The organism is Acidobacteriota bacterium (assembly GCA_026393675.1).
GTDB lineage: Bacteria > Acidobacteriota > Vicinamibacteria > Vicinamibacterales > JAKQTR01 > JBAXOX01.
On the sequence record JAPKZQ010000003.1, the window covers coordinates 129,355 to 146,546 of the forward strand.

Consider the following 17,192-nt stretch of genomic DNA (forward strand, 5'->3'; position numbering starts at 1 on the left):
ATTCTTTCGATGACGACTGACGCGCCGGCCCGGTCAGCGTGGGCGCCGCCCGGCGACGGGCCTGTAAATCAAACCGACGATGGCGCCGTACGCGGCCATCTCGATGATGCAGTCGACCACAATCGCCGCGGCGAACGCCGCTGAGATCGGCATCATCACGTAGCTCCACACGCCGGCGAACGCCGCCAGCAGCAGCCCGATGAGCACGCCGTACCGCAGTCCTTCGACCAGTCCGGCGCCGCCCTCATAGCCCTTGGCGTAGGCATACGCGAAGACGAAGAACCCGACGAGCGACGCGCCGTACCCCAGCACGAGGTTCATGTCGGACGGCGCCCTCAGGAGCGCGGCGTGCTGGCGGAAGAGGTCTGGCAGGACCGTACCCCAGACGATGCCGGTCAGGGCGAGGTGCGCGAGCCAGCTCACCAGCGCCGCGGCAGCCAGTCGTCCGAAATTCATCGGGGTATCCCCCTAGGACCCAGAAGGTCCTTACTTGCCGCGGGCGACCTGCGTGTTCAGCACGACCCCGCCGCCGCCGAACTGCTGGATCACCGACATGAGCCCCGTGTAGAGGAACCCGACCTGGAACAGCACCAGGAACGGCAGCGTGCCGTAGATGCCGTTGGCCGCCGCGTAGAACACCGTCATCGTGAAGTAGAGCCCGAGCGCCACTTCGATGAGCGGCTGGATGGCCACCACCTGGCGGTACTTCTTCGCGCCCCAGTCGTCCGAGCCGCACTCGATGCCGTACTTGGGCGTGCGCGCAAAGGCCGACTCGTGTCCGATGAGCGCTTCGATGACTGCGCGGGTGTTGTTGACGGCGAGGCCGATGCCAATCGACATCAGGAACGGAATGTACCGCAGCCGCGCCTTCCAATCGGGATACAGTTCGCGCTGGGAGACGACATAGAAGTTGGCCACCGACGCGGTTGCCGCGAAAAACAGCGGCACGTCGATGAGCAGCATCTCGTTCCAGCCCATGTTGTAGCGAATCACCATCGACGGGAACATCAGGATCGACAGCAGCGACATGAGCAGGTAGTTGAAGTTCGCCGTGAGATGGAAGAACGCCTCCGCCTTCACGCCAAATGGCTGATCCGACTGCAGGATGCGCGGCAGCAGTTTGAGGCACACCTGAATTGAGCCCTTGGCCCAGCGGTGCTGCTGCGACTTGAAGGCGTTCATCTCGACTGGCACTTCGGCCGGCGCGACCAGGTTGGGCAGGAACAGGAACTTCCAGCCGAGCAGCTGCGCCCGGTAGCTCAGGTCGAGATCCTCGGTGAGCGTGTCGTGCTGCCATCCGCCCGCCGCGGGAATGACCTCGCGGCGCCACACGCCGGCCGTGCCATTGAAGTTGAAGAAGTGTCCGGCGCGATTGCGCCCGCCGTGCTCCAGCACGAAGTGGCCGTCGAGCAGGATGGCCTGCGCCTTGGTCAGCAGCGAGTAGTCCGCGTTGACATGGCCCCAGCGCGCCTGGACCAGGCCAATCTTCTCGTCCTGAAAGTACGGGATCGTCTTCTGCAGGAAGTCGACGCTCGGGATAAAGTCCGCGTCGAAGATGGCGACGAACGTGCCGCGCGCGACCTTCAGGCCGGCATCGAGCGCGCCCGCTTTGTACCCGGTCCGGTTGGTGCGATGGATGAGCCTGATGTCGAACCCTTCGGCGGAAAGCCGATCAACCGCATGCCGCGCAACCTCGGTCGTCTCGTCGGTCGAATCGTCCAGCACCTGGATCTCCATCAACTCGCGCGGGTAGTCGATTCGCGCGGTCGCCTGGAGCAGGCGATCCACCACGTACATCTCGTTGAAGATCGGCAACTGAATCGTCACCGGGGGCAGAGGACCGTCCCACGCCGGCGGGGGCCCGGGGACCTTGTCCTTGTTCTTCATGTAGGCGTAGACCAGGTAGTAGCGGTGCCACCCATACACGCCGAGGATGACCAGGACGAAGAAGTACAACCCGAGGATGAGGGATTCAAATGCGCTCATGAGTGTTTCGCCAGTCCTGTGTTGTGCCGAAGGGCACAATCGGCCATTTTACAGCCGTCTGGTGGAAAAGCCTAGCCTGGCGGACTCTCACGCGGTTTTGCTGGCGATTTCGCGTCTCGCAGGGGCGGCTGGAAAAGGAGACGTCTTCGGGGTCCTTCCCTGTCAGAATCGGGACCCCGAAGGCGCCACCTTACTCTGGCTTCGACCTGTCGTCGTCTTCGGAGGAGACACCACTCAAACGCACTCTCCGTGGGAGCGTCTCCGGTCATCCTCCTCACAACTCGTCCGGGTTTCGTGGAGATGCCCTTCCGGGCTGCTACTTGCCTCCCCGGCGTGCCGGCAGGAAGTTTTCCATGGCCCAGATTTCGCTGGAATTCCTTCCCGATGTGAACACAATCCGTCGCCCGTCCGGATGGAGCTGCAAGTCACGGAACTCCAGCTCCATGCCCAAGTTGATCTTCTGGGGTTCTCCGCCTGCGAACGGTATCTGCCACAATTCGCGTTTCTGTCCCTTTGCGCCGGCTGCTCTTTTGTAGAACAGGATTGTCTTGCCATCCGGAGTCCAGGCAGGATAGGTCCACCAGTCGAGCACGCCCAGGAGAAGATCTCGTGCCTCACCGCCCGCCGTCGGCAGGACCCGTATGACGTTCCCCTTGTTCCCGCCGTTCTCCAGCGAGAGGGTGTCCGCCGTACTGAGGGACAGATACCTTCCGTCAGGTGAGATCGTCATGGCGCCGATATCCGGGGGAGACGCCTTCCGATAGAATTCCTTTTCCTGTCCCGTTTCCAGGTCATGCCTCATGATCGTCGTGAGTTTCTTCGTCCATTGGAAATTCGCGTAGTACACCGACTTCCCATCCGGCGACACCGCGAAATTCTTGATCAGCGAATCGGACCACCCGCTTCGGGCCAGAAGAGTTTGCTTGCCGGTCTGGATGTCGATCTTGAACAGCCCCTGGTTCGTCTTGTCGTACATCGTGGCAAACACGGCGCGACCGTCAGCCGACCAGTGCATCCTCCAGAAGGATTCGATACCAAGCGGAACTTCTCGCTCTTCTCCGGTTTGATCGGTACGAATGCACAGGATGTACGAACTTTGCGTTGCCGATCCCGCTTGGCGTTCCGACACATAGGCCAGATACTTGCCGTCGGGAGACCATTCAGCGGAGTGGTTGTTGCCCACCACGCGCGGGATGATCTTCTTGGGCGGCGCTACGGCCGTCCCCTTGGCGAGATCCAGCGAGCCTTCGTAGACATCCACGAGGCTCACTCCGACGTTGTAGAAGAAAGACCCCCGCGCGGAAAACCCCATGGGAGTGACTTGTCCGATGTCCTTCCTGACAAGTACCGGATCACCTTGAGGCTTGCCGTCAACAACATGAAGCGCCCAGGCATCCTGCGTTCCTGTCCGGTCGCTGGCGAAGAGGACGGTGTCGGAGCCTGGCACCCAGCCGAGGAGTTGATCATCGGCGGGGTGCGTGATAAGCGGGATCTCCTGTTTTCCATCAATGGACGTGATGAAGATATCGCGTTTCGGGGACCCTTCCTGCTGCCGGTTGTCATAGACGATGTATTTCCCATCCGCCGAATAGCTGGCGTGCCATGACCATGAGTCGATCGGTTTTTCAGCCGTACCGAGTACCGTCACAGAACCATCGGCCACAGATACCACGGCCAGCTTCTCAGGACTGGTCTTGGTCTTGGGAACAATGGCCACAACAGACCTGCCATCCGGGGACCAGCCCAGAGCCCACACCGGCGCCAGAGTCCGGGGCTCGGATCCGTCAGTCCCGATGATCCTGAGTTCACCAGTCATGTCCTTCTTCAGCCAGACGAACGCGATCTTCTTGCCGTCAGGAGACCATGTCGAAGCGAGAACCATTTCTGTGGTGGTCTTGTCTTTGTTCGTCAGTCGGCGCTTCTGGCCGCTCGCGATGTCCCAGATGGCCAGGTCGCCCCCCGAATCCTGGTCCACGATCGAAAGGTATCTTCCATCCGGAGAAGGTGACCCGGTCGTATCCACCCCCGCACCTGACCAGACTCTCCGAATTGTCATCTCTGTGCCGGCCGCCGGGTTTGGAGTCCCGGTCAATGCGGCCAGCCTGGCCCGCGCGATCTGGACCTGTTCGGCCTGATCCCCGTATTGCCGCAGGAGCTGCTCGTACGCGGTGCGCGCCTCAGCCTGGCCCAGCTTCTCGTAGCACTGGCCCATCTCGAGCAAGGCCTTCGCCGCTACGGTCCTGCCAACGCCGGGCCGCGCAAGAATCTTCTTGTACTGATCGATGGCCGCCGTCAGATCCCCCTTCACCAACTCCGTGTTCTTGGCGGCCTGAAGCAGAGCTTCGCCCTGCTTGTCGCTCTGACCGACTCCGTGAACTCCTGTCCACAGACCAGCGACCAGAACCGCGATCGCGATCCACAACGCTGATGGCTTTCTCATGGTCTTCACCCCCGACAGAAGCTTGATCCCATCGTTTCTGGCTCTGATCGGGAAACGGTCTGAATTGTGCACGATTTCGGCTAGTCTTCGAACCGGTAGCCGAGACCGCGGGAGCAGATCAGGTGCCGGGGCGCGTCCGGGTTGGCTTCGATCTTCCGGCGCAGGTTCATCATGTGGTTGTCGACAACGCGATCGGTGGGGTAGTTGCCCACTCCCCAGACCGCATCGAGCAGTTGCTCGCGCGTGAACAGATGACCTTTGCGCCGAATCAGCGTCGCCAGCAGCCTGAATTCGGTCGGCGTCAGATCCACGTGCGTCCTGGAACGCCGGACTTCGCAGCGGTCGAAGTCCACCTCGAATCCGTCGAACACACACACGTCCAGTTGATCGGGCGCGCCGCGGCGCAGTAGCGCCTTGATGCGGGCGCGCAGTTCCAGGGGGCTGAAAGGCTTGGTGACGTAGTCGTCGGCTCCCATCTCCAGGCCCAGCACTTTTTCCGCCTCTGCCGTTTTCGCGGTCAGCATGAGGATGGGAGTTTTCAGCCCGGCCCGCCGCAGTTCGCGGCAGACGGCAAAGCCATCCTTCCTGGGCAGCATGATGTCGAGCACGATGAGGTCGAACGACGTCTCGCGTGCCCGCCGGCACGCTGCGTCCCCATCGGCAGCCACCTCAACGGAATAGCCCTCCAGTTTCAGGTCGTACTGAAGGCCCAGCGCGATATTGGTGTCATCTTCGACGATAAGGATCCTGGTCATGATGGTTCCACAACGGGCAGGACAACGGTGAATGTGCTGCCTTTGCCCGGTTCGCTGTCCACCGTGATCTCTCCTCCATGATCATGAATGATCTGGTGTGCCATGGCGAGGCCGATCCCGGTCCCGCGAACATGCAGAGCCCTGGCTGCTGCTCCGCGGGTGAATTTCTTGAAGATCGCAGTCTGTTCCGCGCGGGCGACGCCAACTCCCTCATCGTGCACACTGATGCTCACGCGGCCGCCCGCCCGCCCGATGCGGACGCACACTGCGGGCTGGTCCGGGGAGTACTTGACGGCGTTATCAACCAGATTCCAGATCACGCAGCCGAGCGCCTCACGATCTACGCGCACCTGCGGGAGAGGAGTATCCTCGTTGCACTCGATGTGGTGGTCACGGGAATTTCCCTCCTCCTCAAACTCTGCGACCACCTGTCGAGTCAGAACTGCCGGATCGAGCGTCTCGAAGCGATAATCGAGCGCGCCGGCGTCCAGGCGGCCGAAGTTCAGCAACCCCTCGACCAGGCGGCGCAAGCGCTGGCTTTCGCGGGCGAGCACCCCATAAAAACGCCGACGATCCTCCTCGCCCTCGACTCGGTCCTTGGCCAGTAATTCGGTAAACTGGCAAAGTGATGTCAGAGGCGTCCGGAACTCGTGGGAAACGGCGGCGACAAAGTCGGACTGCTGCTGGGCGACCTGGCACTCCTTCGTGACCGCACGGCCAATGAAATAGACTCCCGATATGACCAGGAGGAAGATGAGAAGAAATCCCGCCGTCAGGAGCCTGCGGCGGACGATTTGGCTATCGCTCTCAGTCGGATTCGCAGAGGCTGATACCTGAATCATCCAGGGCAGCCGGGTGGCAGAGCCCAGTCGTACAGAAGCTCGATTCTCGGCAGCCGGCGCATCTCCCCAGACTGCTTGGCCATCCGCACCAATCAGACTCAGCACCGCGCCGTGATTCGCCAGCATCGGCTTGACCGCGTGCAGCCAGGCCGATTCCAGGAAATCAGCGCCGGCGGCCAGCGCCGCCATGCGATCCGCCGACGAGCACCATGCGATCAGAACCGGCCGTTCGGCAAGCCGCTGTACCCGACGGCCCCCGCCGGCAGGCTCTCCCTGTCTGACCCTTTGCCATTCGCCCCAGAGCACCTGGGCTGCTTCAGATAGGGCCATAGCCTCCAATCGGGTGTCGTCAGCAGAAGCAGCTCCCGTGCGCTGCCGCGTCTGGCCGGCGTAATAGACGTAGGCCGCCTCGGAGATTCTCCAGCGGCCTCGGCCAAGATCTGCGTACAAGGCGGAGGCTTCCTCTTTCAAACGCGCCATTTCGCCACGTTCCTCGAGCAGAGAACACAGGGCGTCGCGTGCCAGAAGTTCAGCCGGCAGTCCACCAACTGTTACCGGCCCGAGTGCGCGCAGTTCTCCATAGGCACGCGTCGCTTCCTCCCAGCGTCCGCTTTTTCGCCAGTTCCGCGCGATGCGAGTCAAAGCTGCGGCACGAATCTGCGGATCTGCCGCAAGCGACGCTTCCGTTAGAGCTGATATTGCGCCATTGTGGTCGCCTCGCTGGAACTCGAGTGCTTCCGCGGCCGAAAAGAGTGCGGGCGGAGGCTCCTTCGCAGGTGTCAGGAAGGGGTGGAAGAGGAGTCGATCGTTCGGCAGGGGTTCTACGCCGTCAGTGTTGAAAAGAAGCAGCACGGAGTCGCCGGGCAGATTGCGCGAGAATTCCAACGAATCCCGAGCCAAGCCCTCCTCGCTCATATTTGCAAGGTGGGCCAGGTCTTGTTCGAGCTCCGACAGATCCCGTTGGAGCGCAGCCGTGATGAGGTCGGCGGCAACTTCCACACGTTCCTGCGCCCTTTGCCTCGACAACGCGCGATCCTGCTGCAGCAACTGCCAACCCAGCCAGCCTAGTGTCGCAGCCAGGACCAAGGTGATCGACAAAAATATCCAAAGCAGATGATAGGGCGAACGGATCCATTGTCTCGGCAACATGATAGGCACGCTCATCGCAAGTATGATGCGACGAATTCCTCGGTAACCAATCTCCTTCAAGGACTCGGTAAAGCCACGCACGCCGGTTCTTCCGGAGCGTCACGGTGCCGTCACGGAAACACGTCACGACATCGTCTGACTCCCGGACAGGTCGATCCATCTTCCGAAAGAGCCACTTCGCCCGCTCCATGCTCGGAAGCTCCACCGGGAGCGCGGGGCACCCGGGGGAGGAACCGCAACGCGGAGACACGACCGTCAGCGGCACCCGACGCGGCTCATCGTACGCAGGAAGTTGCACAGAAACAAGCGCTGTCGAGACCTCGACCCTAATCAGTGTGCGATGTTGACTTGGGGATCATGCGATGGGTCACATCGCTCGTAATGCTGGACCAGCCACGGGCACAAACCAGGCACATTGGCCTGGGCGCATGGATCCTGCCGGCCAGTGGCGTTCCTGCAAGTGCTTGATAGCTGGTGCCGGAGGAGGAAATCGAACCCTCACGAGGGTGTAACCCACGGGATTTTGAGTTCCCGTGAACAGACAGAACCTTCCTACCACCGAGTATTAGGCAATTCTTAGACAACCTCGCGGAAACTGCTTTTTTGCTCAGGAAACGCAGCCGTTATCGACATGGGGTTTGCAATCAGCCATCATAGCCCCCATGTGCCGTGCGTCCAAACGACGGGCCGCTCGATGAACCCACCCCTCATCCACCAGGTGCTCGCGCAACTGCAGGACGGGTCGCTGTCGCTGGAGGCCGCCGAGTCGCGCCTGGCCGAGTACGTGCGCGCCCTGCCCTTCGAAGATCTGGGATTTGCCCGCGTCGACCATCACCGGGCCATCAGGCTTGGCATGCCTGAGGTGATCTTCGGGCTGGGCAAGACCCCCGAGCAGATTACGGCGATAGCCGAACGAATCGCGAGCCGCGGTCAGACGCTGTTGGTGACCCGAGCCAGCGAAGCCGCGTACGAGGCGGTCGCGGCCAAGGTGCCCGACGCCACGTATCATGCAGTGGCACGGATCATCGCGTGGCGCCGGGACGACATCCCCCGGGGCACAGGCACCATTCTGATCGCGTCGGCGGGCACGTCGGACCAGCCCGTTGCCGAGGAAGCCGCTCTCTCCGCCGAAGTGATGAACAACGCCGTGGATCGGCTCTACGACGTGGGCGTCGCCGGCCTGCACCGGTTGCTCAGCTCCCGCGACCGGCTGGATGCCGCCCGGGCGGTGATCGTCGTCGCGGGCATGGAAGGGGCGCTGCCTAGCGTGATCGGCGGGCTGGTGCGGGTGCCGGTCATTGCCGTGCCCACCAGCGTCGGCTACGGCGCCAGTTTCGGCGGGGTCGCTGCCCTGCTCGGGATGCTGAACTCCTGCGCGCCGGGCGTGGCGGTGGTCAACATCGACAACGGCTTCGGTGCGGCCTGCATCGCCAGTCAAATCAATCACTTATAGCCAGAAAGCCCTTGACACCAACCGCCCGGCGACCGATATTTGAAGGTTGCGGGTGTTTCGGCCACTGTGCTAATGTAAAGGGCTTTCCTCCGGCCGAAGGCGGTCGGCCGTGTACAGGGGGTCAACCCCTTCGGTTTAACCCCAGGTGTTCCTGACGGATCATGCATCCAGCCGTCCTGCAGGCGCTCGAATTCACACGCATCATCGATGTCGTGTGCGGGTTCGCCGCCACCCCGCTGGGGGCGGCGCGGCTCGCCAACCTGCGCCCCTCGTCTGATCCACGCCGGGTGGCGCAGTGGCTGGCTGCCACATCCGAGGGGGTTCGGTTCAACGAGCAGGTCGGAGGTTTCGCGCTGACGGCGCCCAAGGACCTGCCGTCAATCCTGGCAAGCCTCGCCATTGAAGGGCGCGCCCTCGAACCGCTCCGGCTGATCGCGCTCTCGGACTACCTCGAATCGGCGGAGGCGACACGCGCGGCGATCAAGCGGGCAGAAGGGCTGTTCCCGATGCTCAAGTCGCTGGCCGAATCCGGCGCGTCGTTCCGGGCCGAGACCGCCGAGGCACGGCACAAGATCGATCCGTCTGGCGAGGTGATCGATGAGGCGACGCCGGAATTGCGTACGCTGCGCGATCGGCTCCGCCGCCAGCGGACGCGGCTGCGGGGCACGTTCGAGTCGTTCCTGCGCAATAAGGACACGGCCAAGTACCTGCAGGATCAGATCGTCACGGATCGCAACGGCCGCTTCGTGCTGGTGGTGCGGGCCGAGCATCGGTCCGCGATTCCGGGCATCATCCATGGCAGCTCGGCCAGCGGCGCCAGCCTGTTTCTCGAACCGCTCAGCACGGTCGAGATCAACAACGACATCGTGGCGCTGGAGCAGCAGGAGGCCGAGGAAGTCCGGCGAATCCTGCTGCAGTTGACCGATCAGTTTCGCCGACGGGCACTCGACCTGCAGCGGACCATTGAGTCGGCGACCGAGTTGGACTGCATTCAGGCGAAGGCGCGGTTCTCGGCGGTCATCAATGGCGTCGAGCCGGCGATGTCGGGCGACGGGACGTTCGAACTGCTTGCGGCGCGCCACCCGCTGCTGATGCCGGCGGTGACGAGTCGGCTGACGGACAAGCGGTCTGGGACCTCAGGAACGGCGGCCGAGGGGGACACGAACGAGAACGGCCCAACGCGCACAGCCGATCCTGTGCCCGTCGACATTCGGATGGTGCCGCCCACGAGCGCCTTGGTGATCACAGGGCCGAACACCGGCGGAAAGACCGTCGCGCTCAAGACCGCGGGGCTGCTCGTGCTGATGGCGCAGGCCGGCCTGCACGTACCCGCCGCAGGTGGGTCGCGGCTGCCGGTCTTCAGGTCGGTGTTCGCCGACATTGGCGACGAACAGTCGATTGCCAACAGCTTGAGCACCTTCTCGTGGCACATGACCAACATCGTGCAGATGGATCGGTCGCTGACGCTGCCGGCCCTGGTGCTGCTCGACGAGGTGGGCGTGGGCACCGATCCCATCGAAGGCGGCGCGCTCGGCCTCGCCATCGTCGACCATCTGCGGCAGCGCGGCGCGCACCTGGTGGCGACGACGCACTACGAGCAGTTGAAGACGTATGCGGCCACCACCGAAGGCGTGGCGGGCGCCGCGTTTGGTTTCGACGCCGACACGTTTGCGCCAACGTATCGACTGATTTACGGCACGCCCGGCCGGAGTCTGGCGCTCGAGATCGCGGGGCGGCTTGGACTCAACCCGACGATTCTCGACGAGGCGCGGCGCAACATCAGCGCGCGCGAAGCGCAACTGGCGGAGCACCTCGCGAAGATCGACGCGGATATCCGGAATCTGGAGCACGAGCAGCGCCTTGTCGGGCGCGAGCGGGAAGCGCTGGCCGAATCGGAATCGCGCCTGCGGACGCGCGAGCAGGCGTTGAAGGAGAAGGAAGACCGCGTACGGCAGCGCGTCGACGAGGAACTCGAGACCCGGGTGCGCGCCGCCCGGCAGGAAATCGATCGGGTGGTGGACGATCTGCGCAAGCAGGTTGAGCGGTTGAACGCGGAGGCGGTTCGGCGCGCGCAGCACGGGGCACAGTTGCCGACCAGTGAGGCAGGAACCGCGAAGGCTGAGGCGCGCGCGGCACTGGACAAACTGGCCGAGCGGATCCGCGAGAGCGCCGACAATCACGCGGGGCCACAGGCAGTCGAGACCGGGGCGGCAGCCGTCGTCGGCGATCGGGTCACGCTCAAGGGTCTCGGACTTGAGGGCCGCGTGGTGGCCATTCATGGGAGCGAAGCCGAGATCGATGTGCGGGGCAAGCGGCTTCGGGCGCGTGCCAACGAACTGCACGTGGTTGCCGGAGCGGCGGTCGCGACAGCTCCCCGTGTCAATGTGAGCGTGCAGGTGCAGGCCCGTGAAGCAATCGGGACCGACATCAACGTGATTGGCTGCACGGTCGACGAAGCGCTGGGCCGTGTGGAGCGATTCCTGGACGACATGCTCATGAGCGACGAGCGGTCCGTGCGCATCATCCACGGGCACGGCACCGGGCAGTTGCGTCGCGCAATTGGCGAGTTTCTCCAGCGCCACCCACTGGTGGCACACCATCAACCTGCCCCGTCCGAACAGGGCGGCGGAGGGGTCACGGTGGCGGAGTTGAAAGACTAGTGGCACTGTTTCCGTCCACCTTCATCGACGACCTGCGGACACGCGCGGACATCGTGCAGGTGATCCAGGAATACGTGTCGCTCAAGAAGGCCGGGACCAGTTACAAGGGCCTGTGCCCTTTCCACGGCGAGAAGACCCCGTCGTTTCACGTCAACGCCGACAAGGGGTTCTTCCACTGTTTCGGCTGCGGCGTGGGCGGCGACGTGATCAAGTTCGTGGAGATGCACGAGAAGATCGGGTTTGCCGAGGCCGTTCGCCACCTGGCACGCAAGGTGGGGCTGACGATCCCCGAGACCGGGCCCGATGCCAATGAGGCCGATACGCGCGAGCGCGAGACGCTGCTCAAGATCCACGAGGTGGCGGCGGCGTACTTCCGCGAACAGCTCGAGGGGCCTGGTGGCGCGCGGGCGCGCCAGCAGTTGACGGCGCGGGGCCTGACACCCGAGACGATTGCGACGCTCGGACATGGCTATGCGACCTCGGCCAGGGACGCGCTGAAGAGCCGGCTGCTTGAACAGGGTTTCTCAATGCCCCTGCTGATCCGATCAGGCCTCGTCGTCGAACGCGACAACGGCCAGATCGTGGATCGGTTCCGCAACCGCCTGATGATCCCGATTGCGCGCGACGCGGGCTCGGTGGTGGCGTTTGGCGGACGGGCGATGGACCCCGACCAGGTACCGAAGTACCTGAATTCGCCCGAGACGCCGATCTACACGAAAGGCCGGACGTTGTACGGCCTGAACCACACCAAACCGTTCCTCAGGACCACCGGGTTCGTGGTGCTCGTCGAGGGCTACTTCGATTTCGCGCAGGTGCTGCAGGAATGCCGGCTGCCCGTGGTGGCCTCGTGCGGCACGGCGCTGACGACGCAGCAGGCGCAGTTGCTGAGGCGGTTCGTGTCGAAAGTCGTGTTGAGCTTCGACCCGGATGCCGCCGGGCAGACTGCTGCGGCGCGGTCGTGCGAGATGCTCGTGGCGGAGGGCTTCCAGGTGAACGTCGCCGTCCTGCCGGGTGGGGACGATCCAGACGCGTTCATCCAGAAGCGAGGCGGGCGCCAGTACGCCGCGCAGCTTCAGCAGTCGACGCCGTATCTCGAGTACCTGCTCGACCGCACGGTCGCATCGCACGACCTGCGCAAGGACGACAGCCGCCGGGAGTTCCTGCAGGAGATGCTGGGCGTGGCGGCGCGGATTCCTGACGCGGCCGCCCGGGACCAGTTCGCGGACCGGATTGCCCACCGCGCGCGGATTACAGAATCGGTGGTCCGCGACGAAATCCGCAAAGCGGCGGTCGAGCGCCGCACGACGGTCGGCACCCGCGAGATGCCCTCGCTCGGCCACCTGAAACCGGCCGAACGGGGCCTGATCTGGGCGCTGCTGAATCAACCCGACGAGGCTGTCCGTGCGCTGGTCACCCTGGATCGCGAGGATGTGGACGCGCTGGCGGCCGCCCCGATCTTGCAGCAGGCATTGGACTTGGCGCAATCCGAGGCGGATTTCTTACCGGCGGCACTCCTGGAGCGTCTAAGTACTGAAGAGGCCCAATTGGCGACGGGCATCGCGGCAGAACCCCATGCGACCGCCCCGGCGCTGGCGTGCGCGCAGGCGCTCCGGCGCCTCCGGTTCGAGCGTCAAAACGCCGCCGTGCAGCGCGAAATCGACCGTCTCCAGGAATCGGGCGGCGGATCGGATATTGATAGATTGTGGCAGCAGAAACGTGAACTGCTCCAGCGCATCGCGGCGCTGGAGATTACTGGAACATAACGGGAGGACGCCTTGTCGATCGAGGACAAGTTCGACGAAGTACAGCAGCTCATCATCATCGGCAAAGAGAAGGGCTACCTGCTCTATGACGAGGTCAACGACCTGCTGCGTGCCGACATCACCTCGGCGGACGATTTGGATGATCTGTTCAGCACGTTCGGCAACGCCGGGATCGAGGTGGTCGACTCCGACCAGAAGTTCCGGGAGGAGAAGCCGGACGGCGATGATCTCGAGCTCGACCTGACGCCGGGCGCGCTCGACAAGACCAACGATCCGGTCCGGATGTACCTGCGCGAGATGGGCACCGTGCCGCTCCTCACGCGCGAGGGCGAGGTCGAGATCGCCAAGCGCATCGAGCGCGGCAAGCTGGCGGTAATCAAGTCGATCTCACGCACGCCGACGGTGGCCGCCAGGGTCATCGAGATGGGCGACAAGCTCAAGCTGGGCGAGCGGACGATTCGCGAGCTGGTGATCTTCAATGACGAGGAGATCACCGACGAGCGGCTCGAGGAGCGCACACGCGAGGTGCTGCGGCAGACCGATGCCGTCAAGAAGGCCCGCGTGCTGTACGACAAGGCCCAGGAAAAACTCGACGCGACGCCCAAGAAGGACAAGCGCAAGTATCGCCGGGTGCGGTGGAAGGCGATGCGGGCGCGCATCCGGGTCTCGCAGCTGATCCGCGTCATCGAGTTCACCGAGAGCGTCAAGCGCCGGCTGATCGAGGACATCAAGGAAGCCGTGGAGCGCGTCCAGCGCGTCCAGCGGGACGCCGATCAGATCGACAAGCAGTTGACCGCCAAGAGCCGCCGGGCGCGCCTCAAGGAAGACGACCGCAAGGTGGCCATGGCGAAGCATCGCGAGCTTCGCGGCGAGGTCAAGCGGTTGGCCGACGATCTGGGCGAGACGCCCGTCTACCTGCGCCAGACGCTCGACACGATCCGACGCGGTGAGGCCCAGGCCGAACAGGCCAAGAAGGAGCTGGTCGAGGCCAACCTCCGCCTGGTCGTGTCGATCGCCAAGAAGTACACGAACCGCGGCCTGCAGTTCCTGGATCTCATCCAGGAAGGCAACATCGGGTTGATGAAGGCCGTCGACAAGTTCGAGTACCGGCGCGGCTACAAGTTCTCGACCTACGCGACATGGTGGATCCGCCAGGCCATCACCAGGGCCATTGCCGATCAGGCGCGCACGATCCGCATCCCGGTGCACATGATCGAGACGATTAACAAGCTCATCAGGACGTCGCGATCGCTCGTGCAGGAACTCGGGCGCGAACCTACCTCCGAGGAAATCGCACTGCGCATGGATATCCCGGTGTCCAAGGTGCGCAAGGTGCTGAAGATCGCCCAGGAGCCGATTTCGCTCGAGACCCCGATCGGCGAGGAGGAAGATTCGCATCTCGGCGACTTCATCGAGGATCGCAACGTGGTGTCGCCGGCCGAAGCGGTCATCAACCTCAACCTCAAGGAGCAGACCGACTCGGTGCTCAAGACGCTCACTCCGCGCGAGGAGAAGGTGATCAAGATGCGGTTCGGCGTCGGCGACGGCTCCGAACACACGCTCGAAGAGGTGGGCCAGAATTTTGCGGTGACGCGCGAGCGCATCCGCCAGATCGAAGCCAAGGCGCTCCGCAAGCTGCGCCACCCGTCTCGCAGCCGAAAGCTGCGTGCATTTCTCGAGGGACGGTCTCAATAGGGACGGTTTCATAACCTGCGTACGGCGGCCTGTTCGGGCCGCTCGAACGGGTTATGAAACCGGTTCTAGTAAACTGTTACGGGCCCATAGCTCAGTGGTTAGAGCCGCCGGCTCATAACCGGCCTGTCCCAGGTTCGAATCCTGGTGGGCCCACCAGAACCGATATGCATCCTGACCTTGAACGCGTCATCCGTCTTCAGCAACTGGAGGACGCGGCCGAACAGGCGCGTCGTACAGTCACCGACGAACCTGTTCGCCAGCAGGAACTCGACGCCAGGCTGGCTGCAGCCCAGAAAACGCTTGATGATGAGCGGCAGCACCTCGCCGTCAACCAGGCCAGCCGGCGCGAGCTCGAGAAGGATCTGGCGGAGCAACAGGGCCGGTTGTCGAGGTTCAAGAACCAGTTGATGGAGGTCAAGACCAACCGCGAATACCAGGCGATGCAGAAGGAGATCGAGGTCGCCCAGCACGAGATCCAGAAGTTTGAGGATCGCCTGCTGGAGCGCATGATCGAATTCGACGAGGTGACGCGACAGGTCAAGAGTGCCGAAAAGGCGTTCGCCGAGCAGACGGTCGCCATCGAAGCCGAGCGGAAGGAACTGGGGGCCCACCTCACCGAGGCGCAGGCCGCGACGGTGCGCCTGGCCGCCGACCGTGAAGCGCTGATGGCCCAGATGAATCGGTCAGTGGTCACGATTTTCGAGAAGGTGATGAAGTATCGTGGGATCACGGCCATCGCGACGGTGCAGGAGGGGCGGTGCAGCGTGTGCGGGGTGCGCATGCGCCCGCAGGCCTACAACGATCTGCGCCGCAACGAGATGATCTTCCAGTGCGAGAGCTGCCAGCGAATCCTCTACTTCACCGGTCCACCGCCCGCCCCCAACACCAACCCCCCGCCCGACGCATAGCAGCCCATGGTGCAAGTCCGTCTGCATTCGACCGGCGCTGCATTCCGGCTAACGGCGTTGCTCAACGCTCAAATATTCCCGATATTCTCGCGTCTCGCGCCTTGTCATCCGGGCGCATCACCGGTCTCGGTGCGACGACGCACTTACACCATGGACTGCTAATGGTCTTCTGGATTGACGGCGGCTCCAGAGGCAATCCCGGTCCCGCCGGTTACGGCGTGCGGATAGTCGACAGCGCGGGCCAGCTGGTCGACGAACTCCACGAGTCGATTGGTGTTGCCACTAACAACGTGGCCGAGTACAGCGGCCTGCTGGGGGCGCTGCGTTACGCCATTGAACACGGCTACCAGGACATCACGATCAGGTCGGATTCCCTGCTGCTGGTCTGCCAGATGAAAGGCGAGTACCGCGTCAAGAACGCCGGCCTGAAGACGCTCCATGCCGAGGCCCGGCAGCTCACAAGCCGGCTGGGGCGCGTGCGGTTCGTGCACGTCAGGCGCGAGGAGAACGCGGAGGCCGACGCGCTGGCGAACCTGGCGATGGATGAGGGGAAGACGCAAGAAGCCGGAAGCCAGAAACAAGCCGGCGGAACCTGGCCGCCGATCGGGCGATTGTTCTGAACCGTGCCGGGCCGACACGGGGGTCGGCCCTACGGGGTCCTCGCGACTCCCAAATCCCGACTCCCGAATCCCTAGTCCCTCATCCGTATCACCCCCACCATCCGTCCGGCGCCTGGCCCATCGACCCGGTACGAATGGAACACGTCGCGGCCGCAGGACGTACAGAGCCGCGCGACGTGCACGTTGTCTGCCGCCAGACCCGCCAGCACCAGTTGATCCGAGACGACACTCCACATGTTGAGCCACAGAGGCGCACGACCGTCAGGCGAAACCGGTTCCGAGCCGGGCACCCCCCGCCGCGCGACGACGGGCGCCGAAGGTGTAAACCAGCGCTCGAGGCCGCTCATCGGGTGGCCGGCCTCAAGAAACTGGTCCCGCAGTTCGGGGCCCACCCGGTAGCAGCACGGTCCGATGCTGGGTCCAACGGCCGCGACAAGATCGGCCGGGTTGGCCGAAAACGCCCGTCCGAGTTCGCGCACGGCGGCGATGACCACTCCCGACACCGCACCGCGCCATCCGGCGTGAATGGCCGCGGCCGCGCCCGTTCTCCGATCACCAATCAACAAGGGAACGCAGTCGGCCGTCCTGACGCTGAGGGCCACCGCGGCGTTGTCGGTCACCGCGGCATCGGCGGCGCCCCACTCGTCGATCGACGCGCGTATGGCATCAGTCGTTCTGATGGTCATGACCCCAGCGCCGTGGACCTGACGAAGCCGGACGATGGCGTGGCGCGGCAGACCAAAGGCCAGCGCGATGCTGTGCCAGGCGTCGCCCATGACGCCGTCGCCCAATGGAATCACGGGCCGGCGGGTCGTGAAACAATGGTGGGCGACGTCAGCCAGCGGCCGGCAGCGCAGCGCCTGGCCCCACGGGTATCGCACCCACTCGAACGCATCGGAGGTCTGGAGTTCGGGCATACTG

Annotated in this window: 12 protein-coding genes and 1 tRNA gene; 7 read left to right on the forward strand and 6 right to left on the reverse strand. The window is 63.8% G+C overall.

Annotated elements, in window-relative coordinates; all coding sequences use genetic code 11:
- Positions 1-33: 33 nt before the first annotated feature.
- The 5 genes from NT151_01055 to NT151_01075 all read right to left on the reverse strand — a co-directional run bounded on the left by NT151_01055 (position 34) and on the right by NT151_01075 (position 7,253).
- Positions 34-456 (reverse strand): hypothetical protein, encoded by a 423-nt coding sequence (locus NT151_01055; protein ID MCX6537512.1) that lies wholly within the window; start codon positions 454-456, stop codon positions 34-36.
- 30 nt (positions 457-486) lie between these two features.
- Positions 487-1,986, reverse strand: a complete 1,500-nt coding sequence (locus NT151_01060) for a glycosyltransferase family 2 protein (GenBank protein ID MCX6537513.1) — start codon at positions 1,984-1,986, stop codon at positions 487-489.
- 316 nt (positions 1,987-2,302) lie between these two features.
- Entirely contained in the window at positions 2,303-4,426 is a 2,124-nt protein-coding gene (locus NT151_01065; protein MCX6537514.1) for a hypothetical protein, read from the reverse strand.
- 80 nt (positions 4,427-4,506) lie between these two features.
- Positions 4,507-5,181, reverse strand: a complete 675-nt coding sequence (locus tag NT151_01070) for a response regulator transcription factor (GenBank protein ID MCX6537515.1) — start codon at positions 5,179-5,181, stop codon at positions 4,507-4,509.
- Complete coding sequence (locus NT151_01075; protein ID MCX6537516.1) at positions 5,178-7,253, reverse strand: ATP-binding protein; 2,076 nt, start codon at positions 7,251-7,253, stop codon at positions 5,178-5,180. The genes NT151_01070 and NT151_01075 overlap by 4 nt, the downstream gene beginning before the upstream one ends.
- A 613-nt stretch (positions 7,254-7,866) precedes the next feature.
- Here NT151_01075 and larB point away from each other — a divergent pair.
- From larB to NT151_01110, 7 genes are all read left to right on the forward strand, one after another.
- The gene (larB, locus tag NT151_01080) at positions 7,867-8,625 is read left to right on the forward strand and encodes a nickel pincer cofactor biosynthesis protein LarB (GenBank protein MCX6537517.1); all 759 of its coding nucleotides are present in this window, start codon (positions 7,867-7,869) and stop codon (positions 8,623-8,625) included.
- A 161-nt stretch (positions 8,626-8,786) separates the two neighbouring features.
- The gene (locus NT151_01085) at positions 8,787-11,285 is read left to right on the forward strand and encodes an endonuclease MutS2 (GenBank protein ID MCX6537518.1); all 2,499 of its coding nucleotides are present in this window, start codon (positions 8,787-8,789) and stop codon (positions 11,283-11,285) included.
- The gene (gene dnaG, locus NT151_01090; protein ID MCX6537519.1) at positions 11,285-13,048 is read left to right on the forward strand and encodes a DNA primase; all 1,764 of its coding nucleotides are present in this window, start codon (positions 11,285-11,287) and stop codon (positions 13,046-13,048) included. The genes NT151_01085 and dnaG overlap by 1 nt, the downstream gene beginning before the upstream one ends.
- Positions 13,049-13,060: 12 nt before the next feature.
- Positions 13,061-14,743, forward strand: coding sequence for an RNA polymerase sigma factor RpoD (gene rpoD, locus NT151_01095; GenBank protein MCX6537520.1), 1,683 nt, complete (start codon positions 13,061-13,063; stop codon positions 14,741-14,743).
- A gap of 80 nt (positions 14,744-14,823) precedes the next feature.
- Positions 14,824-14,899, forward strand: a tRNA-Ile gene (locus NT151_01100).
- 8 nt (positions 14,900-14,907) lie between these two features.
- Positions 14,908-15,651, forward strand: a complete 744-nt coding sequence (locus NT151_01105; GenBank protein MCX6537521.1) for a C4-type zinc ribbon domain-containing protein — start codon at positions 14,908-14,910, stop codon at positions 15,649-15,651.
- A gap of 161 nt (positions 15,652-15,812) precedes the next feature.
- Entirely contained in the window at positions 15,813-16,271 is a 459-nt protein-coding gene (locus NT151_01110; GenBank protein ID MCX6537522.1) for a ribonuclease HI family protein, read from the forward strand.
- A 71-nt stretch (positions 16,272-16,342) separates the two neighbouring features.
- Here NT151_01110 and NT151_01115 read toward each other — a convergent pair whose 3' ends face one another.
- On the reverse strand, positions 16,343-17,188 hold the full coding sequence (locus tag NT151_01115) for a polyphenol oxidase family protein (GenBank protein MCX6537523.1): 846 nt from the start codon (positions 17,186-17,188) through the stop codon (positions 16,343-16,345).
- Positions 17,189-17,192: the final 4 nt, after the last annotated feature.

Excerpts from the sequence above, each read along its gene's own strand:
- NT151_01065 (MCX6537514.1), bottom strand. The coding sequence starts at position 4,426 with ATGAGAAAGCCATCAGCGTTGTGGATCGCGATCGCGGTTCTGGTCGCT.
- larB (MCX6537517.1), top strand. The coding sequence starts at position 7,867 with ATGAACCCACCCCTCATCCACCAGGTGCTCGCGCAACTGCAGGACGGG.
- NT151_01105 (MCX6537521.1), top strand. The coding sequence starts at position 14,908 with ATGCATCCTGACCTTGAACGCGTCATCCGTCTTCAGCAACTGGAGGAC.
- NT151_01060 (MCX6537513.1), bottom strand. The coding sequence starts at position 1,986 with ATGAGCGCATTTGAATCCCTCATCCTCGGGTTGTACTTCTTCGTCCTG.
- NT151_01055 (MCX6537512.1), bottom strand. The coding sequence starts at position 456 with ATGAATTTCGGACGACTGGCTGCCGCGGCGCTGGTGAGCTGGCTCGCG.
- NT151_01070 (MCX6537515.1), bottom strand. The coding sequence starts at position 5,181 with ATGACCAGGATCCTTATCGTCGAAGATGACACCAATATCGCGCTGGGC.
- NT151_01115 (MCX6537523.1), bottom strand. The coding sequence starts at position 17,188 with ATGCCCGAACTCCAGACCTCCGATGCGTTCGAGTGGGTGCGATACCCG.
- NT151_01110 (MCX6537522.1), top strand. The coding sequence starts at position 15,813 with ATGGTCTTCTGGATTGACGGCGGCTCCAGAGGCAATCCCGGTCCCGCC.
- NT151_01085 (MCX6537518.1), top strand. The coding sequence starts at position 8,787 with ATGCATCCAGCCGTCCTGCAGGCGCTCGAATTCACACGCATCATCGAT.